The organism is Streptomyces naganishii JCM 4654 (assembly GCF_014650575.1).
Taxonomy (GTDB): domain Bacteria; phylum Actinomycetota; class Actinomycetes; order Streptomycetales; family Streptomycetaceae; genus Streptomyces; species Streptomyces naganishii.
Genome location: NZ_BMVF01000004.1, coordinates 142,603 through 167,994, shown reverse-complemented (window position 1 = coordinate 167,994; position 25,392 = coordinate 142,603). Strand labels below are relative to the sequence as shown.

Below are 25,392 nucleotides of genomic sequence, written 5' to 3'. Positions count from 1 at the left end.
GGGGGCCCAAAACGTTTTGGTCTCGCTGAGCTCTGACTATTGACGTACCCAAAACGCTTTGGGCACTGTAGCGCACCACCGGTTCCCGGCACTTTCCCTAGGAGCTCCATGCGCGCCACCCGCACCCTCGCCGTGCCCGTACTCAGTGCCGCCCTGCTCGCAGCCCTCACCGCGTGCGGCGGCTCCGCGTCCGCCGGCGGTGACTCCACCACCCACACCACCGACTCCAAGGGCTCGCGCACCTACGGTCAGTGCCAGGTGACCGGCGTCCGCGGCTCGATCCACCTCAAGACCGTCGAGAAGGACACCCTCACCGTCGTCGGCGACCTGCCGAGCCCCGGCTGGTGGAACGGCGACACCGTCCGCCGGATCGACAGCGGCTACGAGTACTGCATGGCCGCCAACCTCGCCTACCGGGCCGGCCTGCCCAAGCTGACCGTGCGCAACGTGTCCTTCGACGCCCTCGTCGCCGGCAAGACGAACAACTTCGACCTCGCGCTCGCGGAGATCTCCATCACCGACGCCCGCCGCAAGGTCGTCGACTTCTCCGCGCCCTACTTCGCCTCCAACATCGGCGTCCTGGTCAAGTCGGGCTCCAAGGCCACCCAGGACAACATCGCCGGCCTCCAGCTCGGCGTGAAGCAGGGCACCACCGGGGCCGACTTCGTCACCAGGCACCTGCACCCCAGGAAGGCCCCCAAGGTCTTCGCCGGGGACGTGGAACTCCAGGCCGCCCTCCAGGCCGGCCAGGTCGACGCCGCGCTCCAGGACGTGGCGATCGTGCTCGGCAAGGCCCACGAGTCCAAGGGCATGCTGAAGGTGATCGGCCAGTACGACACCGGTGAGTCCTACGGCGCCCTCTACCCCAAGGGCAGTGCGAACGCCGCCGCCCTCGACGGGGCCATCGAGGCCATGAAGAAGGACGGCACGCTCACCAAGCTCTCCTCCACGTACCTCGCCAAGGCGTTCGGCGGCGACCCGGCGGCGATCCCGCTGTGGAGCGCCAAGTGAGCGCCGGCCACAGCACCTTGACGACCCTTGGCGCCGGGCCCGCGAAGAGCGCCGCGCCACCGGCCGCCCTGCCGACGGCCGCCGCCTCGGTGGCGGCCGTCCTGGCCACCGTGGCGCTGACCGCCACCGCCGCCGCGTCCGTCAGCCGGGTCCTGCCCGGCTCCGGCCCGACGGTCGCGGCCGGCGCGGTCGTGGTGGCCGCCGCCGTACTCACCCTGCTCAGGCCCGCGCTGCGCGCGGTGCGTTCGGCACGTCGAGCCGCCACCGCTTGGAGCGAGCAGCGGCGCACCGACGCACGCCGCGCCGCGTCCGAGGCCCGCGAGGACGCCTGGACCGCGCTGGGCTGGTGTCTTGCCGCGCTCGTCCTGCTCGGCGCGGTCTGGTTCCTGTGCACCAACGACCGAGCCGTGCAGCGCACCTTCTTCGACGGCCAGGTCATCGGCATCAGCCTCAAGGAGACCGCCTCCGCCTTCGGCACCAACCTGTTCATCGCCGTCGTCGCCCAAGTCCTCATCCTCGCCTGGGGCTTGGCGCTGGCCCTCGCCCGGATGGCGCCCGGCCGGGCCGGACGCCCGCTGCGCCTGCTGGCCACCACCTACATCGACGGCTTCCGCGCCGTCCCCGCGATCATCATCATCTACCTGATCGGCTTCGGACTGCCGCTCGCCGAGGTGCCCTTCCTCAGCTCGCTCAGCCCCGTCTGGTTCGCCATCCTCGCCCTGACCCTCACCTACGGCGCGTACGTCGCCGAGGTGTTCCGGGCCGGCATCGAGTCCGTACCCCCCGGTCAGACTGCCGCGGCCCGCTCCCTGGGCCTGTCCCAGAGCGCCACCCTGCGCCACGTGGTCCTGCCCCAGGCGACCCGCCGCGTCGTCCCGCCTCTGCTCAACGACTTCATCAGCCTCCAGAAGGACACCGCCCTGGTGAACGTCATCGGCACCATCGACGCCTTCAACCAGTCGAAGATCTTCGCCTCCAACCACTTCAACCTCTCCGCGGTCACCGTGGTCGCGGGCCTGTTCATCCTCATCACCATCCCGCAGGCACGGCTGGTGGACCGGCTGGTCGCCCGCGAGCAGCGGCGTGGCAAGGGAGCCTGACATGCCGTTCATCGAGATCGACGCCGTACACAAGAGCTACGGCGACACCGAGGTGCTGCGCGGCATCGACCTCAGCGTCGAACAGCACCAGGTCGTGACCCTCATCGGCGCCTCCGGCAGCGGCAAGTCGACACTACTGCGCTGCGTCAACGGCCTGGAGGACATCAGCGCCGGCGAGATCCGCGTCGGCGGCGAGGTCGCCTCCGGCCGCGGTACCGACGTCAACCGGCTGCGCCGCGACGTCGGCATGGTCTTCCAGCACTTCAACCTCTTCCCGCACATGAACGTCGTACGCAACGTCGCCCTCGCGCCGATGCGGGTGGCCGGCGTTCCCCGCGCCGAGGCCGAGGAACGAGCCCGCACCCTCCTCGCCCGGGTCGGGCTCGCCGACAAGGCCGACCGCATGCCCGACCAGCTCTCCGGCGGACAGCAGCAGCGCGTGGCCATCGTGCGCGCCCTGGCCACCCAGCCGCGCGCCCTGCTCCTGGACGAGATCACCTCCGCCCTCGATCCCGAACTCGTCGCCGAGGTACTCGCCATCGTCCGCGAACTCGCCGCCGACGGCATGACCATGCTGCTGGCCACCCACGAAATGGGCTTCGCCCGGGAGGTGTCCCACAAAGTGTGCTTCCTGCATCAAGGCGTCCTGCTGGAGGAGGGCCCGCCCGAGCAGATCTTCGGCGACCCCCGACAGGAACGCACCCGCGCCTTCCTGCGCCGCATCGTCGAGGCGGGGCGGCTGTGAGCGCGCCGCGCGTGCTCGTCGTGGAGCACGAAAAGGGCACCGGCCCCGGCCAGTTCGGCGAACGGCTCGCCGCGCAAGGGCTGGACCTCGACCTGTGCCGCCCGTGGGACGGCGACCGGGTCCCGCGGGAACCCGGCCGCTACGACGGGCTCCTGGTCCTCGGCGGATCCATGGGACCGTACGACGTGGACCGCGCACCCTGGCTGCCGGCGGTCTGCCGCCTGCTGCGCGCGGCGGCCGCACGCGACCTGCCCACCCTCGGCATCTGCCTAGGCATGGAACTGCTCACCGTCGCCTGCGGCGGCAAGGTCCGCCACGCCGAGCACCCGGAAGTCGGCCTGTGCGAACTGACCCCGCTGCTGCCCGCGTCGAGGGACGAACTCTTCGCCTTCCTGACCGAGTCGGACACCCCGCCGTGCGCCGTGCAGTGGCACTGGGAGGAGACGTCCGTCCCGCCCGAGGGCGCCGTCCCTCTCCTCACGAGCGCCCGCTGCACCCACCAGGCCTACCGCATCGGCACATCGGTGTGGGGTGTGCAGTTCCACCCCGAGGTACTGGCCGGCGACATCGCCACCTGGGGCACCTCCGACACAGGCCCCCTCCAGGCCCTCGGTCTGGACCCGGACGCGGTCGTCGGGCACGTGGCACGCGAGGAGCAGCGACTGCGTACCCTGTGGGGCGGCCTGGCCGAGCGGTGGGGCACCGTCGTGAGCGCGCGCCGCCGGCGTCGGGACGGGGCCGAGTGAGGTAGATCACCGCAACGGCCGCGGCACCGCGGAGAGAACGAGATGTGAGGGACTCAGACATCGAAGTACGCCGCCGCGTGCGCGAAGGGGACCGCGAGACGTTCGGCGAGCTGTACGAGGAGTTCGCCCGCGCCGTTCTCAACCACGCGCTGCGGCTGACCGGAAACTGGCAGACGGCCGAGGACGTCATGTCGGAGACGTTCCTCGCCGCGTGGCGCAACCGCGCCCGCGTGCGGGAGGACGGCGGCACACTGCTGCCGTGGCTGCTGGGCATCGCCACCCACAAGGCGGAGAACGCCCGCCGCAGCACCCGGCGACGGCAGCTGTTCCTGGCCCGTCAGCCCGGGCCGGACACGGTCGAGGACTTCGCGCCGCAGGCGGCCGGACGCATCGACGACGCACGGCGCCTGCGTGCCGTCCAGGCGTCCCTGAGCCGGCTGCGCCAGCACGAGCGCGAGGTGCTCGCCCTGTGCGTGTGGTCCGGCCTGGACTACCAGCAGACCGCCGAGGCCCTGGGCGTCTCGGTCGGAACCGTACGCTCCCGCCTCTCGCGCGCCCGCACGAAGCTGGCCCGGCTCGCCGAGGAGAACCTCGCCGGGGAGAAGCTCGGGGAGCAGGACCTCGCGGACCGAAACGGCGCGAAACGAACTCTCGCGAACCGACACCTCGCGGAGCGGAACCTCGCCGGGCAGGACACGGAACCGCGCACGACCCGCGGAGAGATGACAAGTGCGGCCGCACTCGCGGCCGTGCCCGCGCGGAAGGAGCTCGCATGAACGACACCACGGCCTCCGCCTCTCCCGAGCGGCGCGACGATCGCGAAGAGATCGCCCGCCTGCTGCCGGCCCCGGCCGAGAGGGACCTTCCGCGTGAGGGGCACCTTCGTCACAAGGAACTCCTGATGCGCCAGATCGACCGCGACCGGGCCGCCTCCGCGCGCCCGTCCCGACGCCTGCTGCGGCCCGCACTCCTCGTCCCGGTGACCGCCCTCGCCCTGGCCGGAGTGCTGGCCGGCGGCTTCGCCCTCGAGGGCGGCGACCGCGAGGCAGCCGCCGGTACGGCGCCGGGTACGGCCACCGACATGCGGCCCGTGGCCGCGCTCCTTCGGGAGATCTCCGGCGCCGCCGGAAGGAAGGCCGCGCCGGTCGTCCGGGACGACCAGTTCGTCTACACCCGGGAGAAGGTCCGCGAGGTGGACCTGACCAGCGGCAAGGCCGTGGTGTCCCCACTGAAGGACTACGAGAAGTGGATCGCGCAGGAGCCCGGGCCGCTCAAGAGGCTCGGCCTCATCCGCAGCGACGGCGAGACTTTCCCCCTCAACGCCGAACTCGGTGACACGAACGGCACACCGGCCGGGTTCAGCCGCCCCACCTACCAGTGGCTCAGCTCCCTGCCGACCGACCCGGCCAAGCTGCTGGACTACCTGTACGCCAGGACGCCGCGGGTCGACCGCCGCGAGCGGGACCAGGCGGTGTTCGAGCAGATCGGTGAACTGCTCGGCGGCGTCATGCCACCGCGCACGGCCGCCGCCCTCTACGAAGCCGCGGCCAGGATCCCCGGCGTCACCCGGACCCCGCAGGCCTGGGACGCGACCGGCAGGCCGGGCATCGGCATCGCCCGCGACGACGAGCGCAACGGCGTCCACACCGAGTGGGTCTTCGACAGGAAGGACCTCTCCTTCCTCGGCTACCGCAGCTACCTCATCAAGGACGCGCCCTACGGCAGGGCCGGCACGCTGCTGTCCAGTACGGCCCAGATCCGGACGGCGGTCGTGGACAAGGCCGGCGAGGAGCCCCCCGGCACGGCCGGAACACGCGACGACCACACGGGCTGACCGCACCGGATCGGGTGGCGGAGCCGTCTAACCAGCCTGCGAGGACGAGCGGATGGACGACCGGAAACCTCAACCCGCCTTTCTCGCGGGCCCTGTTGGGCGCTCCGCCCGCTCGGCCACCGTCGCTCTCGTGGCCGTCGGCGCCGCCTGGGCGGCCCGTGCGGCATGGCAGATACGGCTCGCCGCGGCGGGGGCGCCCGCGTCCGGCCCGCCCGACCGGGGCGACGGCCGCCACCGGCCGCTGACCTCGCTCGAGAACAGCTACCACCTCGTCAGCGCGCTGGGCGACGCGGCCGTCCTGCTGTGCGCGGCCGCCTTCCTGGCCTGGCTGCTGCGCATCCGGGACAACGCGGCCGCTCTCTCGGGACGGCCGCTCCGCCACGCCTGGCCCTGGGTCTACGCGGGCTGGGTGACACCCGTCGCCAACCTGTGGCTGCCGCGCGCCGTCGTCGTCGACGTCCACCGGGCCATCGCACCCGGACAGCGGCTCCCGCGCTGCGTGAACTGGTGGTGGGGCCTGTGGCTGGCCGGATCACTGAGCGGAGCCGGGCTGATGTACACGGGCACCACCGACTCCGTCATCGAGCGCGCGTACACCGACGTGTGGCAACTGGTGGCGGCCGACGCGATGGTGGTGGCCGCGGCGGTGGCAGCGATACTGGTGGTACGCACGCTCACCGCGGCCCAGCGGACCCGTACGGCAGTCTTCGTCCGCCGTGACTGAGCACGTGAGACAGCGGCGACGGCCGTCGTCTCACAGGTCTTTGCGGAAGACCGTCGAGCTGTGGCGGACTGTCATCCCCACGCGCAGGTACAGGTTCAAAGCCCCCGTTTCCGAGTGCGTCGCCAGGGTGCAGGTCCGCCGCCCCCGCTGGTGGAACGCGCGGAACGTGCTGCGGAGCAGCAGACGTGCGATGCCCTGGCCGCGCTGGTCATGGCGCACGGCGACCTGCTCGACGTAACCCTCACCGGTTTCCGGCAGGGCGAGCGAGAGCGCGACGCCCACCAGTCGGCCGCCGGCGGACGTCGCCACCATCGACATCGCGGGGGCGAAGGCGGGACGATCGACGGTGTGCCGGGCCCACTCCTGGTAGCTCTGACGTCGTTCCTGCCATTCGTCGAAGGCGTCCTGGACGAGTTGATGTGCGTCGTGCTCGTCGCCGGGCCGGAACGGCCGGACCGTGATGCCGGCAGGCGGATCGGGCACGGCCGGCCGCGCCGGCATGCGGAACTCCAGCAGCCACTCGGTCACCATCGACTCGTATGCGCGCGAGCGCAGCAGCGCGACAGCGTTCGTGTCGCCGTCCGGGACCGTCTGGACGACACGCGGGCTGCCCGTCTGCCGGGCCCGGGTCTCGGCCCAGGTCAGGAGCGCACTGCCCAGGCCACGGCCCCGGTGATCGGGATGGACGTCCACTTCGCAGCGCCGATGCACCCAGGCGCGTGCGGCCACTCGCCCCGCCCGGTCGGTGACGAGCCGTGTGTCCAGTTCGGGGACGAGGCCAGGCCGTGCGAAGTCGGCGGCGATGCGACCGGCATCGGTCTGCGCCCGTCCGAACAGCTCGCGCTCGCAAGCGGCGACCAGACGATGGACGTCAGCGGTGTCCTCAGCGGTCACCGACCGTGATCGGTATCCCGGCGGCAGCCCGGGCACGAGATCCGGCAGCTCGGTTCGTGACACCACGGCACCGAGGCTACCGGCCGGCCGGGTCGGCGCCGGTGTCTTCGCGAGCAGGACGCGCCCTCCATGCGCGCTGCGCATGACCCCTGCCGAAACCGACATTGGACGTCTGATCCTTCACCGGATTGACTGTTGACGGATTCACCTGATGTGCCCGAAGGGGGAGCTTCCATGGTTCAGACGGCCCGTTTCGCGCGTTTTCCGCTGGGGCACTTTCCGACCGCCCTGGAACCGATGGAACGGCTGACCGCCCATCTGCGCCGAAGCCGTCCCTCGGCACCCAACCTCTGGATCAAGCGCGACGACTGCACCGGACTGGCCACAGGCGGCAACAAGACCCGCAAGCTGGAGTTCCTGGTGGGGGAGGCGGTCCAGCAGGGCGCCGACGTACTGATCACCCAGGGCGCCACACAGTCCAACCACGCCCGGCAGACCGCCGCGGCCGCGGCCCGCGCCGGCATGGAGTGCAAGCTGTTCCTGGAGAAGCGCCAGACCCGCGACGAGGAGTACGAGCTCTCCGGGAACGTGCTCCTCGACGAGCTGCTCGGGGCGGAGGTCGTCGACCGGGTCCCGGCCGGCACCGACATGCAGGAGGCCATGGAGCTGCTGGCCGACGAGCTGCGCGCCGAGGGGCGGCGGCCGTACGTGATCCCCGGCGGCGGGTCCAACCCGCTGGGCGCGGTCGGGTACGTCCTGTGCGCACAGGAACTCGAGGCGGCCCCTGTCCCCGTCGACTGGGTGGTGCACGGCACCGGCAGCACGGGGACGCAGGCGGGCCTGGTCGCGGGGCTGCGCGCGATGAACAGCCCGGCCAAGGTGCTCGGCGTCAGCGTCCGGCAGCCCGAACAGGTGCAGATCGACGCCGTGTTCGGGCTGGCCCGGCGCACGGCGGCCCTCATCGGGGCCGAGGGCACGGTCACCCGCGAGGACGTCCTGGTCGACGACCGCTGGGTCGGCGGCGGGTACGGCGTGCCGACCGACACCATGATCGAGGCGGTACGGCTCGTCGCCTCCCTGGAGGGCATCCTGCTCGACCCCGTGTACTCGGGGAAGGGGTTCGCGGGCCTGCTCGGCAACATCGCGGAGGGACGATTCCGCGAGGACGACAATGTCGTCTTCCTGCACACCGGCGGGAGCGCGGCCCTGTTCGGCTACCGCTCGGCCTTCCAGACGCCGTGAGCGCGCCCCGCGGCGACCACCTGGTGGGCATCCTGGGCGGAATGGGCCCGGCGGCCACCGCCGCCTTCTACGCCAAGCTGGTCGAGCGCACGCCGGCGACCCGCGACCAGGACCACCTGCGCGTGGCGATCTGGGCCGACCCCACCGTCCCGGACCGGGTCGGTGCGGTGCTCGGCACCGGGGGCGCCGACCCCTATCCCGCGATGCTGGCCGGCGCGCGGCACCTGCGTGCGCTCGGTACGACCCTGGCCGTCATGCCGTGCCACACCGCGCACGCCTTCCTGCCGGACCTCGTGCGGGACTCGGGGCTACGGTTCCTCGACATGGTGGCCGAGACGGTCGGTCAACTCGAGCGGACGGGCACATCGTTCGGTGGCGGTGGCGGTGGCGGTGGCGGTGGCGGTGGCGTGGGGCTGCTCGGCACGCGCGCCACTCTGGCCACCGGTCTCTACCAACGTCGTCTGCACGACGCGCGGTTCGCCGTCGTACTGCCCGAGGAGCCGGCTCAGGTGCAGGTGGACCTCGCGATCAAGAAGGTCAAGCAGGGCGATCCGGTGGCCGCGGGCCTGCACCTCGGCAAGGCCATCGACGCGATGACCGAGAGAAACCCTTCGCCCATCGTCCTCGCCTGCACCGAACTCCCCCTGGCCGCCAGGTACTTGCCCGAAGGCGGAACGGCGACTCTCCTCGACCCCACGGAGGTGCTCGCCGACCGGGTCGTCCAGGAGTGCTGGGACTAGTGTGTGCGAAGGCGAGGCGAGAGGGCTCGGCGGTGCCACGGTGACGGACAACGGCTTGGCGTGGATCGGCGAGCACTGGTACAGCAGTGCGATCGCCAAGGACGGGATGCGGGCCGACATCAGCCTCACGGCGGTACGGGGCGTGGACCCGGTGGACTTCGTGGTGCGCCTCGGCGCCGACCGCGCCATGGCCGAACGGCCGCCGCTCTTCAAGGACTTCGACAGGCTGAGCGTGGATCCGGGTGACAGTGTGGCCATGTTCGGCCGCGGCGGCGAGTGGACGTACGTCCTGGAGGTCGAGCGGTCCACCTGGCACCTGATCCTTCTCGACCGGCTGGGCCAGGACGCTCTGGTGGGGCCGGGCGAGGAACTCGTCTGCCTGGACCGCTTCCTGCACGAGCACCCGTGGGTGTGCTACGTCGACGCCGCCGGGGAGTTGAGTTCCGGCGAGCCCGGCGACAGCCTGCTGGCGACCGTGGTCCCGCCGGAGGACCGGCGCGGCGCGTTCGCCGCGCTGGACCTGCACATGCGCCGGGCCGGGGCGGTGCGGGACGCCTTCCCCGGCTGCGACGACCCCGGGGACGAGGACGAGGAGCTGGCGAAGCGGCTGTTCGCGGCGGTGGGCGAGCATCTCGGGCTGTCGCTGCCGCGCCGGGAGGTCGAACTCGGGCTCCTGCCCGCGGTGCGCCTGCCCTCACCGGTGTGAACCGGTAGCGGCGGGGGCGTGGACGGGCCGGCGCTACCGGCTGTTCGCGGCCATGGTTGTGTGCCGGCCTGGGACGGTTCCAGGGGATCGGCCGGGACGCACCACGGCTACGCGGCTCCGGTACCGCGATCAGCGGGCCGACGGGCCGCTCACCGGCGCGGGCGGGAGCGGGCCGTTGGCGTGCTCGGGTGGGCCGTGCGGCGCGAGTTCGGCCGCGCGGTGCCAGACGGCGGCAGCGCGGCCGGGCGCCTTGTCGTTCGGTGCCCGGTACAGCCGGATCTCCAGCCTCGCCGTCAGCGACGGGTCGCCCGCCCGCTGAAGTGTGCCGGCGGCGAGCTCGGAGGCCACCAGCCGTTCCGGCAGCCAGCCGACGCCCACGCCCGCGCGGACCAGGGCGGCCAGCGCGGAGGTGAGGTCGCTCTGCGCCAGGGGCAGCACGTGCAGGTCCCGCTCGTCCCGCTCCGACAGGACGCGCTCGGTCACATGTCCGAGGAACGCGCCCTGGCTGTGTGTGACCACGGGCACGGGTGCGGCGGCGGTACCGGGCAGGCGGAAGGCGGGCCGGCCCTCGGTCACCGTGGTGTACGGCGCGAGGACGTCGTCCGCCAGCACCATCCACTCCGCCTCGGCGACCGGAATGTTCAGGGGAAGAGCGGGATCGGCGTAGGCGAGGAGCAGATCGCAGCCGCCGTGCACCAGGGCGTCGTAGGCCTCCAGCGTGTTGGACGGCAGCAGGACGCAGGGCGCGGGCCCCGCCCCGCCGCAGCGCACCCACCACTGGGCGAAGAACGTCGTCGCCAGCGTGTGTGTCACCGCCACCCGTACGGCGTTCCTCGGGGTCCGCTGCCGGCCTCGGACCTCGTCGCGGACCGCGTTGAGCGTCGCCATGGTCTCGATCGCCCCGGCACGGACCTTCACCCCCGCCTCGGTCAGACCGACCGGATAGGTCGACCGGTCGACCAGAGGCTCACCGAACCAGCCCTCCAGCGCGCGGATCCGGCGGCTGAAGGCGGGCTGACTCATGTGCTGCGCCTCGGCGGCACGTGTGAAGCTCCCGTGCTCGACCAACGCCAGGAAGCTCTCCAGCCAGCCGATGTCCACGGCCGGAGTCTAACGAGGGCGCGTGCGCGAGGTCATGCCCGCAGGGAATGACCTCCTCGTGATCGCGGGGCTACCGGACTGATCATGACGTTGCCGAGAGTTGGTGCATGAGCGATGACATCGGCAAGAAGGCCTCAGGCCGGCGTGACGTGCCCCCGGGGCGACCCTCCGGCCAGGACGCCACGACGGCCGGCCTGACCCGGCCCGGCCGCCTGACCCGGCGGCTGCCCGGACTGGCGCTCTGTGTGGCCGTCGCCGCGGTGGCGACCGTCGCGGGCACCTGGCTCCCCATCGTCGGAGGCCCGGTCGCGGGCATCGTGACCGGTGTGCTGATCGCCGCGGTGCGCCGCCCCGGCGAGCGGCTCCAGCCGGGCATCGTCACCGCCGGCAAGTTCGTCCTGCAACTGGCGGTGGTCCTGCTCGGATGCCAGCTGTCGCTGGCCCAGGTCGTCGAGGTCGGCGGCAGTTCGCTGCCGGTGATGGTGGGCTCGCTGGTGGCCTGCCTGACCGCCGCCTACTTCCTGGGCCGCAAGCTGGGCATCACACGTGACCTGCGCACCCTCATCGGAGTGGGCACCGGCATCTGCGGCGCCTCCGCGATCGCCGCGGTCACCCCCGTCATCGGAGCGGCGAGCGCCGAGGTCGCCTACGCCGTGTCGACGATCTTCCTGTTCAACATCGCCGCCGTGCTCCTCTTCCCCTTCCTCGGGCATCTGCTGGGGCTGGGCCAGCACGCCTTCGGGCTGTTCGCCGGCACCGCCGTCAACGACATGTCCTCGGTCGTCGCCTCGGCCACCACCTACGGGGACGAGGCGGGCCAGTACGCGGTCGTCGTCAAACTCACCCGCACCCTCCTGATCATCCCCATCTGCCTGGGCCTGGCCGCTCTCGCCAACCGCCGCCGCGCCGCCGCACACCCGGGCGCCCCGGCCGAGCCCGCCCCCACCGGCCGGGTGAACGTGCTCAAGCTGGTGCCCTGGTTCCTCATCGGCTTCCTGCTCACCGCCGGGGCCAACACCGCCGGGCTCATTCCGGACCGCGCGCACTCCGGTCTGAGCACGCTCTCCGTCTTCCTCATCACCGTCGCACTCTCCGCGATCGGCCTGTCGACCGACATGGCTCGCCTCCGACGCGCCGGCCACCGCCCACTGCTGCTGGGCGGCTGCCTGTGGATCGTGGTGTCGGTCACGAGCCTGTGCCTGCAGTACCTCTCCGCGCAGATCTGACCCGAACGGCAACACCGGGCGCGGGCGGGTGCCACCGCGCGGCCAAGCCCGCCGACGTCACCGGCGGCCGGGAACCGCCCGCAACCGCCCGCGTCCCAGAGGACTGGGAGGGCCCGTCAGCGGCCGCGTGCGTCCTCCAGATAGTGCAGTACGGCGGCGACGCGCCGGTCGACCTGCTGGGTCGGCGCCAGGTCCAGCTTGGCGAAGATGCTGCGGATGTGCTTGTGCACGGCGCCGTCGGTGACGACGAGCCGCTCGGCGATGGCGCTGTTGCCCAACCCCTCGGCCATCAGGGCCAGTACGTCGCGCTCGCGGGGGCTGAGGCGCTCCAGCCGGGTGTCCTGGCGCGAGCGGGTGAACAACTGCGCGACGACCTCCGGGTCGATGGCCGTGCCGCCGTCCGCCACCCGGTGCAGCGCGTCGAGGAACTCCTCGACCCTGCCGACCCGTTCCTTCAGCAGATAGCCGAGACCGCCGACGCCCCCGGTGAGCAACTCCGTGGCGAAGGTCTGTTCCACGTAGGCGGACAGCACGAGGACGGCGAGCCCGGGACGGCGGCGCCGGGCCTCGATGGCGGCGCGGATGCCCTCGTCGGTGTGCGTGGGCGGCATCCGTACGTCGAGGACGGCGACGTCGGGCCGGTGGGTGTCGATGGCCTCGAGCACCTCCTCGGCCGTGCCCGCCGTGGCGACCACGTCCAGGGACTCCGCGCGCAGCAGCAGGGCGAGCCCCTCGCGCAGCAACGGGTCGTCCTCCGCGATCACGATCCGCATGGGAGATCCACCTCGAGAACGGTCGGCCCGCCGTGCGGACTGCTCAGGCGAAGGCTACCGTCGTGGGCTGCGACTCGGCGGCGGACGCCGGTGAGCCCGGAGCCGCCGGCTTCGTCGGCGCCGCCCCGGCCGTCGTCCTCGACCCGCAGCCAGAGCCGGTCGCCGCGGGCGCGAGCGGTGACCGTGGTGTGGGCGGCGCCGCTGTGCTTGGCGATGTTGGTCAGGGCCTCGGCGACGACGAAGTACGCGGTCGCCTCCACGGAGGCGGCGCACCGCTGCGGCAGGTCGACGTCGGTGCGGCAGGGCACCGCGCACTGCGCGGCCAGGCCGGACAGCGCTCCCGCCAGTCCGCGGTCGTCCAGCACGGGCGGCAGGATGCCGCGGGCTACGGTCCGCAACTCGGCCAGGGCCTCCTCGGCGGCGGTCTGGGCGCGTTCGAGGAGTTCGCCGGCTGCCGCCGGGTCGCGGGCCACCATGCGGCGGGCGGCGCCGAGCAACACGGTGACGGTGACGATGCGGTTCTGGGTGCCGTCGTGCAAGGAGCGTTCGATACGGCGCAGTTCGGTGGCGTGGGCGTCCAGCGCGGCGGCCCGCGTCGCGGTCAACTCGGCGATGCGCAGGGAGAGATCGGTGTCCGGACCGGCCGCGAGCAGGCGCACGGCGGGCCGGGCCTGGAGGCGGGCCATGCCGGGGCCGAGGCCGACGACGACGGCGGTCCAGCCCAGCCCGAGCAGGGACACCGAGGCGGCCTCCGCCCAGGAGTGCGCGACCCCGATGCCCACGGAGGTGCTGGTGGCGTCCGGCGGTGCCAGCGGCCACACCAGCGGGAAGACGGTGTCGCGCACGGCGGCGATCGGCAGCAGCACTCCGAGCAGACCGAGGAGCAGACCGAACGTGGCGTGCACCGCCACCCAGGCCGCCTCACGGCGGGTGGTGGCGTCCGCGACGGCGAGCCGCAGCTTGGTGGGCGGCGGATCCGGCGCGACGATCTCGAAGCCGTGCCGGGCGAGCCGGCCGCGCTCCCGCCCTGCGAGCGCGTGCAGGGCGCGCAGCGCGGCCGGGGTCATGAGCAGGCCGACACCGACCACGGAGGTCACGGCCGTCAGGACGAGCCAGCCGAGCAGAGCCAGGGCCGGCAGGGCGGTGCCGAATCCGCCCACGAGCCGTCCGAGCGCGCGGAGCGCCGCCAGGACGGCGGTGACGACGGTGTGCTTGAGGGAGTCCGAGCGCTTCTCGCCGCCCCGCCCGGTGCGTCCGCCGGTGGTGGTCCTCTCCCGGGTGGCCATGGTCCTCCTCGCCACTCCTTGCCGAGCCGATCCGCTGACTCTGCCGGCCACCTTAAGCCGGGGACCGCGGCGGGTGAGGACCGGTACAGCCTGCTGTACCACCGATTCGGCGGCCCAGGGGATCGGCCCGCAGGCCGCCGATCCGTAGCGTCGGTGCTCCCAACAGGACAGGCCGGAACCCCCAAGGAGTTCGCATGGCGCACACCGATCCCTACCGTCTCACACCGTCCGGTGGCGCGTCCGGTGGCGCCGACGAAGCGCGGGGAGGGGCCGGTGACCCGGGAGTCGTCCGGTTCCTGCTCTGGCCGGCCCTGGTGATCAGCGTGATCGGCAACACCGTCGTCTCCTGGACCGGCGCCGGCCTCGGCGCACACCTCGCGTTCGGCGCGGTCACCGCGCTGACCGTCACCGCGCTCGTCGTGCGCCGCCTGCGGAGCGGCCGATGAGCGCCCTGAGCGCCCTGGGCTTTCGCCGGCCCGGCGCGGCCCACGCCGAACCCGGCATCCCCGGCCCGCACCCGGCCGTCGTACTCACACAGGTCACCAAGGTGTACGGCGGCGGGGTGCGCGCCCTGGACGAGGTGTCGCTGACGGTGCCGCGCGGCACGTTCCTGGCGGTGATGGGCCCCTCCGGCTCCGGCAAGAGCACCCTCATGCACTGCGCGGCCGGACTGGACTCGCCCACGTCCGGCGGTGTCCGCATCGACGGCCAAGAGATCGTCGGCCTGGACGAGGCCCGCCGCACCGAACTGCGGCGCGACCGCGTCGGGTTCGTGTTCCAGGCGTACAACCTCATTCCGTCCCTGAGCATCGAGGACAACATCACGCTGCCGCTGCGTCTGGCGGGCCGCAGGCCCGACCGGGAGTGGCTGGACGCGCTGGTCGAACGGGTGGGACTGGCGAGACGGCTCCGTCACCGGCCGGCCGAGTTGTCCGGTGGCCAGCAGCAACGGGTTGCCGTCGTACGGGCGTTGGCGGCCAGGCCGACGGTCGTCTTCGCCGACGAGCCGACCGGCGCGCTCGATCTCCACAGCGCCCACCAGGTACTGAGCCTGCTGCGGGCCCTGGTCGACGAGTTCGGGCAGACGGTGGTGATGGTCACCCACGACCCGGCCGCCGCGGCCCGCGCCCACCGCGCGCTGGTGATGGCCGACGGCCGCGTGGTCGACGTCCTGGACGCCCCGACCGCGCCCCGGCTCGCCGACCGTCTCGTGGCACTGGGTGGGCGCTGACCCATGCTGCACCTCGCCCTGCGGATGGCCGCCCACCGGATCAGCGCGCTGCTCGCCGTGGCCTGCGCGGTCCTCGGCGGATCCGCCCTGATCACCGGCACCGGTGTGCTCGCCGAGACCGGCCTGCGCTCCCACCTGCCGCCCGGCAGGCTCGCCGGCGCCGACATCGTCGTAGCGGCCGGCCAGGAGTTCCGTCCGGGCGGCGACCTGCCGATCGCGCTGCCCGAACGCGCCACGGTCCCGGCCGGCCTCGTCGCACGCCTGGCCACGCTGCCGGGAGTCACCGAGGCGGTCGGCGACATCGGCTTCCCGGCCGCGCTCGTCGATGCCCGCGGTCAGGTGATGCCGTCCGCCGCCGGCCCGCAGGCCGCCGGCCACGGCTGGTCGTCCACCGCGCTGCTGGCCGGCCCGCACATCAAGGGGCGCCCGCCCGCCGGTCCCGACGAGGTCGCGGTGCCCGCCTCGGCCGGGGTCCGGGTGGGCGACCGTATCCAGGTCGTCACCAGCGCTGCCCCGGCCGCCGCCCGCACCCCGTCCTCCTACCGCGTGTCGGCGGTGGTGGACGCCCCCGGAGCGCAGGTGTATTTCTCCGACGACACCGCGATACGCCTGTCGTGGCGGGCCGTTGGCAGCGGCGGCCCCCGTTCCGGCACCGTCGACCTCATCGGGCTCCGCACCGCCCCCACCGCCCACGACCGGGTGACCGCCGCCGTGCGCGACCGCATCGCGGGCACCGGCCTGAAGGTGCTCACCGGCGTGGACCGGGGTATGGCCGTGGCGCCCGGCGTGAGCGCGGCGCGCTCCCTGCTGGTGCTGCTCGCGGGCTCCCTTGCCGGGATCCTGCTGCTGGTCATCGGCTTCGTCACGGCGGGCGCGCTCGGTGTGACAGTCGCCGGGCAGCGCCGCGACCTGGCGTTGATGCGTGCGGTCGGCGCGACACCGAGGCAGATCCGCCGCCTGGCCGCCCACCAGGCCACCGCCGTCGCGGCCCTCGCCATGGTCCCGGGGATCGCCCTCGGCTACCTGCTGGCCGGCCGCTTCCACCACGTGCTCGCCACGCGTGGCGTTGTGCCCTCTGAACTGCCCCTGACCATAGGCCCGTTGCCCGCGCTCGCCACCGCCGCACTGATGCTGTCGGCGGTGCAGGTCTCCGCCCGGTCCGCGGCCCGGCGCACGTCCCGGCTGCCGGCCACCGAGGCGGTCGCCGAGTCCCGCAGCGAACCCCGCGAGCCCTCCCGCGTCCGCACTCGCACCGGCCTGCTGCTCATCGTGGCGGCGCTCGCGCTGTCGGTCTCGCCGCTGCTGTCCCGGACCGTGCTGAGCGCCTCCTCCACGTCCATCGCGGGCATCGCCGCCGCCATCGGGCTCGCGCTCTGCGGCCCGGCCCTGCTCAAGGGCGCGGGCGGGCCGGCGGCGAGGCGACTGCGCCCCGGAGTGACGGCGCCGACCTGGCTGGCGGTGAACAACATCCGCGCCCACGCCCTGCGCTTCTCCGGCGTCGTCACGCCGCTCACCATGGGCGTCGTCTTCGTACTGACCTACACGATGACGCAGACCACCGTCCTCGCCGCGACCCGGCAGGACACCCGCACGGGCACCCTCGCCCAATACCGGCTCAGCGCACCGCTGTTGGGCGGCATGCCCGATGACGCTCTCTCGGCCGTACGAAGGCTGCCGGGCGTCCGGGCCGCGGAACCGGTCGGCAGCACCACGGTGGTGTGGCGGTACCGCGTGTACGGCGACACGACGAGCGAGTCGGCGTCCGCGACGATCCTCGGTCCCGGCGCGGCGGGCGTGCTCGACCTCGGCGTAGGACAGGGGGACACGGCACGCCTGAAGGGCGCCACGGTCGCCGTCAGCGGTGAGGCGGCCGGCGAACGCCACGCCGGCGTGGGCAGCCGGGTCCGGCTGGTCCTCGGAGACGGCGCGCACGTGACGGCCCGGGTGGTCGCCGTCTACGACCGCGGACTGGGTTTCGGTCCGTTGGTCCTCTCCCAGGAACTCGCCGCCGGTCACACCAGCGGGGCGGCGCGGAGCCTGCTGGTGCGCACCGACGGCAGCCCGGCCGCCGCCCGCCGGCTCGCCGCGCTGGCCGCGGCCCGCCCCGGCCTGGTCCTGACGGACACCGCGCGCGAGTCGGCCGGCGGGCAGGGCACCCCGCCCGAGGTGTGGATCAACCTGGCCGTCGTCGTGGTCCTGCTGGCCTACCTGCTGCTCAGCATCGCCAACAAACTGGTCGCCGCGACGGCCCAGCGGCGCATGGAGATCGCCGCCCTGCGCCTGGTGGGCACCACGCCCGCCCAGATCCGCGCCATGATGCGCCGCGAGGCGACGGTCATCACGGCCGCGGCGCTGGGTGCGGGACTGGTGTTGTCGGCCGTGCCGCTGGCCCTGCTGGGGCAGGGCTTCCTCGGCCGTCCCTGGCCGGCGGGCCCCGCGTGGCTGCTGCCGGTCACCGCCGCCGTCCTCGCGGCGACGGCCTTCCTCACCATCGAGTTGCCCACCCGCAGGGCGCTGAGCGTCCCACCGGCCGACGCCCTGCGCGCACCGTGAGGGCGCGGCACGCCTTACGGAGCGGGCGGGGGTGTCACCGTCCCCGGTCCCGCACGGGTGCCGTACGCCCGCGCCGCACGGGTGCAGAACGGGCCTACGGGGCGTGCCACATGAGCCTTCCGGGTGCCGGCCGTCCCGACGCGGTTTGCCGAACCGGCAAATGTGCTCGGCCGGGGCAGGGGTTGTGCGCAGGATCGGTAGGGAGCCATGAACGACCGCCCCTTGCGGAGGAGACACATGTCGCAGCACATCGCGGAACGCGGAGCAGCCGGCGAGCCCGGGCGGATCACGCACCGGCTGGTGCCCTCGCCCGCGGGTCGTGTCCACCTCGCCGAGCAGGGCAGCGGACCGCTGGTGCTGCTCGTGCACGGCTTCCCCGAGTCCTGGTACTCCTGGCGCCACCAGTTGCCGGTCCTCGCGGCCGCGGGCTACCGCGCGGTCGCCGTCGACGTGCGAGGCTACGGCCGCTCCTCCAGGCCCGCCGCGACGGAGGCGTACCGCATGCTCGAACTGGTCGAGGACAACGTGGCGGTGGTGCACGCCCTGGGCGAGGAGTCGGCGGTGGTCGTCGGCCACGACTGGGGCTCGGCCATCGCCGCCAACTCCGCCCTGCTCAGGCCCGACGTCTTCCGGGCCGTGGGGCTGCTGAGCGTCCCCTACGCACCGCGCGGTGGACCCCGCCCCAGCGACGTCTTCTCCCGGATGGGCGGCGACGAGGAGTTCTACGTCTCCTACTTCCAGGAGCCGGGCCGTGCCGAGGCCGAGATCGAGCCCGACGTACGCGGCTGGCTCGCCGGCATCTACGCGGCCCTGTCCGCCGACACCATGCCCGCACCGGGCGCACCCGACCCGCACTTCGTCGGCAGGGACGGCAAGCTGCGGGACCGGTTCCCGGCGAACCGGCTGCCCGGCTGGCTGAGCGAGGACGAACTCGACGTCTTCGCGGGCGAGTTCGAGCGCACCGGGCTGACCGGAGCGCTGAACCGCTACCGGAACATGGACCGCGACTGGGAGGACCTCGCCGCTTACGACGGCGCCCCCATCACCCAGCCGTCCCTGTTCATCGGCGGCGGCGCGGACGCCTCCACCACCTGGATGGCCGACGCGATCAAGGCGTACCCGGTCACCCTCCCGGGCCTGATTTCCTCCCACGTCCTGGACGGCTGCGGCCACTGGATCCAGCAGGAAGGCCCCGACGAGGTCAACCGGATCCTGACCGGCTGGCTGGCCGCCCTGTGACGGCGGCGACCGGCGGCGCCGGTCGCCGGGCTCCGTGCGGATCCACGGAATCGCGCGGCACACTTCGTCGTGCGGAATGAATCCCTGCCCGGGGGCATGTATCCACGGCGGCCAACACGGGGCGGTCCCTTCACGGGGGGGAGCGGAGGATGAGCGTGCCGCTCTTGGGAAGGTACGAGTACGAAGCGAGCCTCATTTGCAGATCAGCGTCATGTCGGGCGACAAGACCGCGCCCGTCGTCCCCGGCATGAGCACCCGTGCCGCGCCCGCGGCGGGAGCGCCGGGGGCGAGCACTCACGGGCGTGACGGTTTGTTCTTGCCGAACAGCCAGACGTCGAAGACCTTGGACAGGTCCTTCCCCGCCATCTGCCTGCACAGGGCGATGAACTGACCGGTGTCGGCGTTGCCGTGGCGATGCTGCTTCGTCCAGGTCCTGAGGATCCGGAAGAAGACCTCGTCGCCGACCGCCTCGCGGAGCTTGTGGATCACCATGGCACCGCGGCCGTAGACGGGCGGATCCAGCACCTCCTCCGCACTGGGCGGGTCCGCCGGGGGAAAGTCCCATATGCCGTCGCTCTCGGGATGGGTGCCCCGGTAGTACGACATGAAGGTGTCCCGCGCCGGCTTGTTTCCCTGCTGTTCGTCCCAGAGCCATTCGGCGTAGGTGGCGAGACCTTCGTTCAGCCAGACGTCCTTCCACTTCTTCGGGGTGACCGAATTGCCGAACCACTGGTGCGCCAGTTCATGCACCAGCAGTTTCTCGTCGGGCGCCGAGTCGAAGTACGGCTTGGTCTGCGTCTCCAGGGCATAGCCGAGACCGGGATGGTGGTCCAGGACGGCGCCCGTGGTGGAGAAGGGGTACGGGCCGAAATTTTGGGCCGCCCAGTCGGTGACCCGCGGGACCAGTCGCGTGAGCTGTTTCGTGTGCTTCGCCTCACGCGGGTCCATGGCGATGTAGAGGGGCACGCCCCCGGCGCTCTTTCCCTTGGTCACCTGGAAATAGCCGACAGAGACGTTGGCGAGATAGCTCGCCGCGGGCTCCTTGCTGCGCCAGTGGCTGGTGGTCCGGTCGCCCTCGTCCTTCCGGCCGACCAGCTCCCCGTTGGCGACGACATCGTAGGGATCACCGGACTCGTCCTTCGGAACGCTGACCGTGATGTCGTAGGACGCCTTGTCGCAGGGGTGGTGGTTGCCCGGGAACCAGACCATGGAGCCCACGGGCTGGCCCAGGGCGGTCGAGCCGTCGTCGGTCTCGATCCAGCCCTCGTCCCCGTCGATCGTGCGGGGCGTGCCGTCGTAGGCGACCTCCGCCCGGAAGGAATCGCCCTTCCTGAGAGTTTTCGCCGGCGTGACCGTCAACTCGTTCTTGGCGCGGCTGAAGGCGGCGCCGGAATTGTCCACCTTGGTGTTCCGTACCTTCATCCCGGCGAAATCCAGGTTGAAGCTCCGCAGGTTCGACGTCGCACGCGCGGTGATGACCGCGGTTCCCTTGAGATGGTTGGTCGAAGGGGCGTACTCCAGTTTCAGATCGTAGTGCGTGACGTCGTAGCCACCGTTTCCCAGCGTCGGAAAGAGCCGGTCGCCCACTCCCGCCGCGCCCCGTTCAGCCGCCGGAACCGGGTTGTCCGTTTCGTCCGGGTGCCGGGCGGTGCTCGTGCACCCGGCAGCCGCCACGAGAACGAGCATCGTGACCGGTCCGGTGATTCTGGCCATTGTGGTCAATCGAATGTCCCCCATCGGTCTCATCGGCCTTTCGACGCCGACCGGCGGATTGCGGTTCCCGGGGCGGTGCGGGGTCCGAGCCCGCCGCTCATCCCGCCGGGCAGCCGCGTTCGGACTTCTCCGGGCCCGGATCCTCACCCAGCCATGCCCCGGCCACGAAAACCGTCTCGCAAGCCGCCGCACTGCCAGATAGGTTGATCTCGTGTGCTATTACGCCGAGAAGCCCTACAAGCTGCACTACGCGTGCGTCCGTTGCCGTGTCGCGTTCAAGCGGCACCCCGGGCCCGGCGAGCACCGATGCCCTCGATGCTCGGAGCCAATGGCTTGTGCCGGCCACGACTTCGCGGCACCGCGACGCCGCGACACCCGGGCGTGGACTGTCGTGGCCGCCGTTCTCGACGCCGGACTGCGTTACGACGGCCGCGAACCGTGCGGCTGCGGCAAGGCACCCAAGTCCCGTCCCCGCACCCGAGCTCAGCTGCGCGCCCGTCGAATCGCAGCGGCACGAACCGGCATTCCCCTCGCCGACATGCTGGGACGCGCAGACCTTTAGGCGTCCGACGGATCGGTGAACCGGCGGAACGCGGTGACGCCCGACGGGCCGAAGCCGGGCGGGAGCTGGTTGCACGCGCAGCCTGACGTGGCGCCGAACACGATGGCCGCCAGGACCTCTACCTTGCCACGGGTCCCGGCCCTGGGTGTGCTGATCCGGTGGGCGAGGTTCGTCAGGACGAGCAGGGCGCGCAGGAGGCGGGTGGCGTGAGCGGGATCGGTGCGGAGCTTGGTCAGGGTCCGCCAGTTCTTGAGGTGGGCAAAGCCGTGTTCAACCGGTGCGCGTCCGACGGCGAGGACACGGTTGGCGGTCTTCTCGCCGGGGGTGAGCTTGTGGGTGCGGCTGGCGTGGAAGCCGGTGACGATCACGGGGTCGAGTACGTCGTTGTCCAGGCCGCGGAAGCCGAGCTCCGCCAGTGCCCCGAGGCGGGTGGCGCGCAGGTGGGCCAGGATGCGGTCGTGGCGGGCGGCCGTGTTGTCGTGGGTGCGGCCGGGCCGTGCGGCGGATATCCAGATCAGGCGGCCTCCCTCCTCGGTCAGGGCGAGGAAGTGTAGGCCGTGATGGTGGTGTTTGCCGGAGTAGTTGCGCCGGTCGGCTTTTCCGGTGCGGCGCTGGGTGGCGATGAGGGTGCCGTCGAGCAGGACCACCTCCTTGCCCTGCTTGGCGATCTTCTTCAGGGCGCGGTCCAGGCGCGGTGCCTGCGCGGCGAGCAGGGTGATCAGCTCGTCGCGCCAGCGGCGGACGGTGGACTCGGACACGTTGTTGCCGCCGGCCATGTCGGCCAGGCGCTGGTCGTGGCGCAGAACGGCCAGGACGATCACCGCGATCTTCCCGGGCGGCAGGATTCGCCACCTGGACTGGATCGCCTTCAGGTGACGCTGTAGCAGGTCGGCGAGGTGGTTGACGGTCCGCGTAGACAGTGGCAGGCGGCACTGGTAGACAAGCGGGCAGGTGCCCTCGGCGTGCTTTTTGGTTTTCGTCACACAATTCCAACGGCCGCCGGGGCACCGTGGTTACGTCTCCTTCGCGCTGTCCGCAGGCGGCGGCGCAAGTCACAGGCGGGTGGTGAACCGGCCGTCGGGCAGTTTGCGCAGCCAGCCGCGATCAGCGAGTCTGACCAGCTTGCCGCGCAGCGGTTCCAGCTTCGACCGAACGCTGACATCGATTCCCAGCGAGTCACCGACCTGCCGGGCCATGACAGGCCCCGCTGCCTGCCGCACGGCGGCGAGAATGCGCTGGTAGTCCGGCGGGAGCATGGCGTCGTTCACGTCCTGCGTACGCGGCGGGATCAGCATCACCGCACGCCCGCCCACCTGCCCGGGCGCCGGCGCGGCCGAGGCACGTTCGTCCGCGAGCTGCCCGCTCACCCGCTCAAGGACCCGCTCGGCGACGGCGAGCTCGTCCCGCTCGGCCCGCACCTCCGCCAACTCCTTGGCTAGCCGTTCTTCGGCTTCCTCCAGCTCCGCGCGCCGCGCGGTAACCCGTTCCAGCAGCTCGGGATCCAGCATGCACGGGATCGTAGAAGCCGACCCGGCCGCAGTGGACGGGAATGGGGAACCGACCTGCACGCAAGGCGGGCAGCGTGCTACGCCCAACGGGTTAGGTCGTAGACCGTGTCACAATTCGGGTCGTATGCGTTCGGCACCTGGTGCACGGCGAGAGTGGTTGGCTCGTCAGGGGTGAGGATGGCGTTGAGCTTGGCCGAGGCCCACCACCCTGTCGAACGCGGCTCGCCCGTTTCGTCATCGACAACAGCCAAGTCCACGCCGATCGTACGCCGAGAGTAGAAAATTTCCAGGTATACCCGGATGCGGTCTTCCGCCATAAGGTCGAACCCGATGAGCTGGTACAGCTCGGGAGCGGGACTGTGCTGACTGTGCCAGGCAGGGTCAGCGAGGAGATCGCCGATCACGTAGTCCAGACTGTCGTCCGCGGTCGTTTCGGTTGCAGCGGGAATCACTCCTTCTGCGATCAGAGTTTCGCCGTCGAATACCTGCGCCTCATGCCCTTCGGGGGACAGCCGACCGGTGGTCTCGGCCCATCGCGCGGCATGGCGGAGGGCGCCTACATACCACCAAGTAGGCATCGGGTTTCCCTCATTGGGCTGGAGCACGGGCAGGGTGAGCACCAGCTGGCAGCGTTCTGGGTCTGCCAGACGCAATCGCAGAATGTCGTTTGACCTGACGAATCCACGCAGGCGTAGACGGGTGTCCGGAACAGGGACGCCGATGAAGCGCCGCAGCGCCAGCAGAACGTCGGTGGTGTGCATGTCCTTCACAGCAACTCCTACCCTCGGACGTTGGCGCTGCGGGCTTGGGTCAGAGGTTGTTGACCCAGTCGGGGCACACGGTCTGTCCGCGGCAGAAGGCGGTCACCGTGCCGATGGGGCGGCCGTCGGGCGTGTGGACCCCACCGGGACCCTTTTCGCCTTCCTCAGCCACGCTGGTAGTAGTCATCCTGACGCTCGAGCCATCGGTGACGACACCGTCGTACTCGAGCCGGGTGCCGTGCTCCCTGTCGGGCTCGCCGTTATAGGGAGCGGTGATCGCGTGCTTTCCACACATATTGTGCTTCGTGCAGGCATGATGCAGGCCGAAGTCGTTGTTTCCGCGGCGCGTCGGTATGTCGCGGTGTTCCCAGTCGAGCGACGTCCAGTAGACGTGGTACCAGGGAATGCCCGGATCCCGAGGCGGGGCTGGGCTGTTCTCGGTGGTGCCAGCTGGCAGCGGAACTCCCTGTTCCAGCGCCTTCTTCACACCGAAGCGCGCGACGTACTCGTCGTTCGACATGACCTGAAGCTTGGCTGGAGAGGCGCTGCTGTGGGGAGCCGGCGCCGGCTGTGCATGGGCCCCACCAGCCAGCGCAGAGCCGAGGATGCAGAGTGTGGCGGCGCTTGTGAACGCCGTCCTCTTGAAGCGTGAACGCATAGATCCCTCCCGTTTACCGGCGTCCAGGACGCCCGGGCCAGCCCGGCTTGTCCGGGCATCTCCGCATCCGCGCCCGTGGTCAAAGGGCCGGCAGAGGTGCCTGCGGCAGCAGAGACCAGCGCAATCTACAGATCGCCAAACAGCGGCTTCAAGCAAAAAGAAGGCGTCGCGGCGTCATCCGGCCATGTCAGATGCTGACAAACGGTCTACACCGCAGACCACCGCCCACGACCAGCGTGAGCACCCCGCAGGCCCGTCACGCCAGCCTTTTGACCAGCGGCTTCAGGTTGGCGGAGGCTTACAGCTGGACCACGTGTCCCTTGTAGTCGTTGGAGATGTTGTGGTAAGTGCCACCGCTGATGTCCATGTCCAGACACAGGCCGCTGCGCTGGTTGGTGATGGTGAACGCGGGTACGCCACTGGGGGTACGGACGGGGGTGGAAGATCCACCCCTGCTGCGCCTGGCCGTTGCAGACCCACATCTGCACCTTGTCACCGTTCTTCGAGGGATCCTGGCGCGGGTCGCCGGGCGCGTAGGCGGCGTCCAGACACATGTTGCTCGCGTAGGGTGTGTGAAGCTGCCAGTCCCCCGGGCTCGCGTGGGCCGTCCCCATGCTCACGTCGACCATGACCAGCGCGGTCATCGCCGCGATGGCACTGAGTTTGACGGTCTTCCTCATGTTTCCCCCTGTACTCGGACAGAAGCCGGCGAGTGGTCGTTCGCCTCTGCACGCATGCGGTGCCACGCCTCGTACTCCCGGCGGGATCGTCCCAGCGCGCTGCCGGGTCCGGCGCCGGACGGGCACGGCAGAGACTACGGCGGACGAAGGCGGTGCGAAGGACGCCGTTGCACAGTGAGGCGACCCCTCCCGTGCCAGAGCGCACAGTGAGCCCTCTGTCCGCCTGGCAGCCGAACCGGCAGTCACATGATCAACAGGTTCCGCCAGGAGATCTTGGGGCGTGGATACCGACGCCCCGCCGCGGTGCCCCGCCGGCGCTGGGCATCCGGCTCGCCCGGCGGGCACCGAGTACGGCCCTC

Annotated in this window: 23 protein-coding genes and 2 pseudogenes; 15 read left to right on the top strand and 10 right to left on the bottom strand. The window is 71.7% G+C overall.

Annotation, left to right across the window (positions count from 1 at the left end; translation table 11 throughout):
• Positions 1 to 108: 108 nt before the first annotated feature.
• From IE217_RS08730 to IE217_RS08700, 7 genes are read left to right on the top strand one after another with little or no spacing between them, the layout of a single operon-like run.
• Positions 109 to 1,011 carry an ABC transporter substrate-binding protein gene (locus tag IE217_RS08730; protein WP_190177169.1) on the top strand — a complete coding sequence of 301 codons (903 nt, stop codon included), beginning with the start codon at positions 109 to 111 and terminating at the stop codon, positions 1,009 to 1,011.
• A complete protein-coding gene (locus IE217_RS08725) occupies positions 1,008 to 2,111 on the top strand; it encodes an amino acid ABC transporter permease (protein ID WP_229865126.1) in 1,104 nt (367 codons plus the stop codon). The genes IE217_RS08730 and IE217_RS08725 overlap by 4 nt, the downstream gene beginning before the upstream one ends.
• 1 nt (position 2,112) lies before the next feature.
• Complete coding sequence (locus IE217_RS08720; RefSeq protein ID WP_190177168.1) at positions 2,113 to 2,856, top strand: amino acid ABC transporter ATP-binding protein; 744 nt, start codon at positions 2,113 to 2,115, stop codon at positions 2,854 to 2,856.
• Positions 2,853 to 3,602: a type 1 glutamine amidotransferase gene (locus tag IE217_RS08715; RefSeq protein WP_190177167.1), complete on the top strand. Its 750-nt coding sequence runs from the start codon at positions 2,853 to 2,855 to the stop codon at positions 3,600 to 3,602. Before IE217_RS08720 ends, IE217_RS08715 begins: the two co-directional genes overlap by 4 nt.
• 44 nt (positions 3,603 to 3,646) lie before the next feature.
• Positions 3,647 to 4,378, top strand: coding sequence for an RNA polymerase sigma factor (locus IE217_RS08710; protein ID WP_190177166.1), 732 nt, complete (start codon positions 3,647 to 3,649; stop codon positions 4,376 to 4,378).
• The gene (locus tag IE217_RS08705; protein ID WP_190177165.1) at positions 4,375 to 5,436 is read left to right on the top strand and encodes a CU044_5270 family protein; all 1,062 of its coding nucleotides are present in this window, start codon (positions 4,375 to 4,377) and stop codon (positions 5,434 to 5,436) included. The genes IE217_RS08710 and IE217_RS08705 overlap by 4 nt, the downstream gene beginning before the upstream one ends.
• A gap of 52 nt (positions 5,437 to 5,488) precedes the next feature.
• The gene (locus IE217_RS08700) at positions 5,489 to 6,160 is read left to right on the top strand and encodes a DUF4328 domain-containing protein (protein WP_190177164.1); all 672 of its coding nucleotides are present in this window, start codon (positions 5,489 to 5,491) and stop codon (positions 6,158 to 6,160) included.
• A gap of 30 nt (positions 6,161 to 6,190) precedes the next feature.
• Here IE217_RS08700 and IE217_RS08695 read toward each other — a convergent pair whose 3' ends face one another.
• Entirely contained in the window at positions 6,191 to 7,120 is a 930-nt protein-coding gene (locus IE217_RS08695; protein WP_229865125.1) for a GNAT family N-acetyltransferase, read from the bottom strand.
• A gap of 168 nt (positions 7,121 to 7,288) precedes the next feature.
• Between IE217_RS08695 and cuyA the strand changes: the two genes are divergently transcribed.
• From cuyA to IE217_RS08680, 3 genes are read left to right on the top strand one after another with little or no spacing between them, the layout of a single operon-like run.
• The gene (gene cuyA, locus IE217_RS08690; RefSeq protein ID WP_190177163.1) at positions 7,289 to 8,296 is read left to right on the top strand and encodes a D-cysteate sulfo-lyase; all 1,008 of its coding nucleotides are present in this window, start codon (positions 7,289 to 7,291) and stop codon (positions 8,294 to 8,296) included.
• Complete coding sequence (gene cuyB / locus IE217_RS08685) at positions 8,293 to 9,036, top strand: cysteate racemase (protein WP_190177162.1); 744 nt, start codon at positions 8,293 to 8,295, stop codon at positions 9,034 to 9,036. The genes cuyA and cuyB overlap by 4 nt, the downstream gene beginning before the upstream one ends.
• Positions 9,037 to 9,076: 40 nt before the next feature.
• Positions 9,077 to 9,742 (top strand): hypothetical protein, encoded by a 666-nt coding sequence (locus IE217_RS08680; protein ID WP_190177161.1) that lies wholly within the window; start codon positions 9,077 to 9,079, stop codon positions 9,740 to 9,742.
• Positions 9,743 to 9,871: 129 nt separating this feature from the next.
• On the opposite strand, the gene IE217_RS08675 is transcribed toward IE217_RS08680, so the two are convergent.
• Positions 9,872 to 10,843, bottom strand: coding sequence for a LysR family transcriptional regulator (locus IE217_RS08675; RefSeq protein ID WP_190177160.1), 972 nt, complete (start codon positions 10,841 to 10,843; stop codon positions 9,872 to 9,874).
• A gap of 107 nt (positions 10,844 to 10,950) precedes the next feature.
• Here IE217_RS08675 and IE217_RS08670 point away from each other — a divergent pair, with 107 nt between their 5' ends.
• Entirely contained in the window at positions 10,951 to 12,069 is a 1,119-nt protein-coding gene (locus IE217_RS08670) for a YeiH family protein (protein ID WP_190177159.1), read from the top strand.
• Between the two features lie 116 nt (positions 12,070 to 12,185).
• Here IE217_RS08670 and IE217_RS08665 read toward each other — a convergent pair whose 3' ends face one another.
• Together IE217_RS08665 and IE217_RS08660 are read right to left on the bottom strand one after the other, a co-directional pair.
• Complete coding sequence (locus IE217_RS08665) at positions 12,186 to 12,842, bottom strand: response regulator transcription factor (protein ID WP_190177158.1); 657 nt, start codon at positions 12,840 to 12,842, stop codon at positions 12,186 to 12,188.
• Entirely contained in the window at positions 12,830 to 14,128 is a 1,299-nt protein-coding gene (locus tag IE217_RS08660; protein WP_190177157.1) for a sensor histidine kinase, read from the bottom strand. Before IE217_RS08660 ends, IE217_RS08665 begins: the two co-directional genes overlap by 13 nt.
• A gap of 194 nt (positions 14,129 to 14,322) precedes the next feature.
• On the opposite strand from IE217_RS08660, the gene IE217_RS08655 reads away from it, so the two are divergent.
• The 4 genes from IE217_RS08655 (at position 14,323) to IE217_RS08640 (ending at position 19,151) form a co-directional block, all read left to right on the top strand.
• Positions 14,323 to 14,574: a hypothetical protein gene (locus IE217_RS08655; protein WP_190177457.1), complete on the top strand. Its 252-nt coding sequence runs from the start codon at positions 14,323 to 14,325 to the stop codon at positions 14,572 to 14,574.
• Complete coding sequence (locus tag IE217_RS08650) at positions 14,571 to 15,359, top strand: ABC transporter ATP-binding protein (protein WP_190177156.1); 789 nt, start codon at positions 14,571 to 14,573, stop codon at positions 15,357 to 15,359. Before IE217_RS08655 ends, IE217_RS08650 begins: the two co-directional genes overlap by 4 nt.
• 3 nt (positions 15,360 to 15,362) lie before the next feature.
• Entirely contained in the window at positions 15,363 to 17,912 is a 2,550-nt protein-coding gene (locus IE217_RS08645) for an ABC transporter permease (RefSeq protein WP_190177155.1), read from the top strand.
• Between the two features lie 237 nt (positions 17,913 to 18,149).
• Positions 18,150 to 19,151 (top strand): alpha/beta fold hydrolase, encoded by a 1,002-nt coding sequence (locus tag IE217_RS08640; protein WP_190177154.1) that lies wholly within the window; start codon positions 18,150 to 18,152, stop codon positions 19,149 to 19,151.
• Positions 19,152 to 19,445: 294 nt separating this feature from the next.
• Here IE217_RS08640 and IE217_RS08635 read toward each other — a convergent pair whose 3' ends face one another.
• The 6 genes and pseudogenes from IE217_RS08635 to IE217_RS08610 form a co-directional block, all read right to left on the bottom strand.
• Positions 19,446 to 20,864 carry a M1 family metallopeptidase gene (locus IE217_RS08635; RefSeq protein ID WP_190177153.1) on the bottom strand — a complete coding sequence of 473 codons (1,419 nt, stop codon included), beginning with the start codon at positions 20,862 to 20,864 and terminating at the stop codon, positions 19,446 to 19,448.
• Between the two features lie 561 nt (positions 20,865 to 21,425).
• Positions 21,426 to 21,557 (bottom strand): annotated as a pseudogene (locus IE217_RS08630) (IS5/IS1182 family transposase); the annotation flags it as partial.
• 45 nt (positions 21,558 to 21,602) lie between these two features.
• A pseudogene (locus IE217_RS08625) lies at positions 21,603 to 22,202 on the bottom strand (transposase family protein); the annotation flags it as partial.
• Positions 22,203 to 22,478: 276 nt separating this feature from the next.
• The gene (locus IE217_RS08620) at positions 22,479 to 22,934 is read right to left on the bottom strand and encodes a hypothetical protein (RefSeq protein WP_190177152.1); all 456 of its coding nucleotides are present in this window, start codon (positions 22,932 to 22,934) and stop codon (positions 22,479 to 22,481) included.
• 77 nt (positions 22,935 to 23,011) lie between these two features.
• The gene (locus tag IE217_RS08615) at positions 23,012 to 23,704 is read right to left on the bottom strand and encodes a hypothetical protein (protein WP_190177151.1); all 693 of its coding nucleotides are present in this window, start codon (positions 23,702 to 23,704) and stop codon (positions 23,012 to 23,014) included.
• Between the two features lie 40 nt (positions 23,705 to 23,744).
• The gene (locus IE217_RS08610) at positions 23,745 to 24,215 is read right to left on the bottom strand and encodes a hypothetical protein (RefSeq protein ID WP_190177150.1); all 471 of its coding nucleotides are present in this window, start codon (positions 24,213 to 24,215) and stop codon (positions 23,745 to 23,747) included.
• Between the last annotated feature and the right edge of the window lie 1,177 nt (positions 24,216 to 25,392).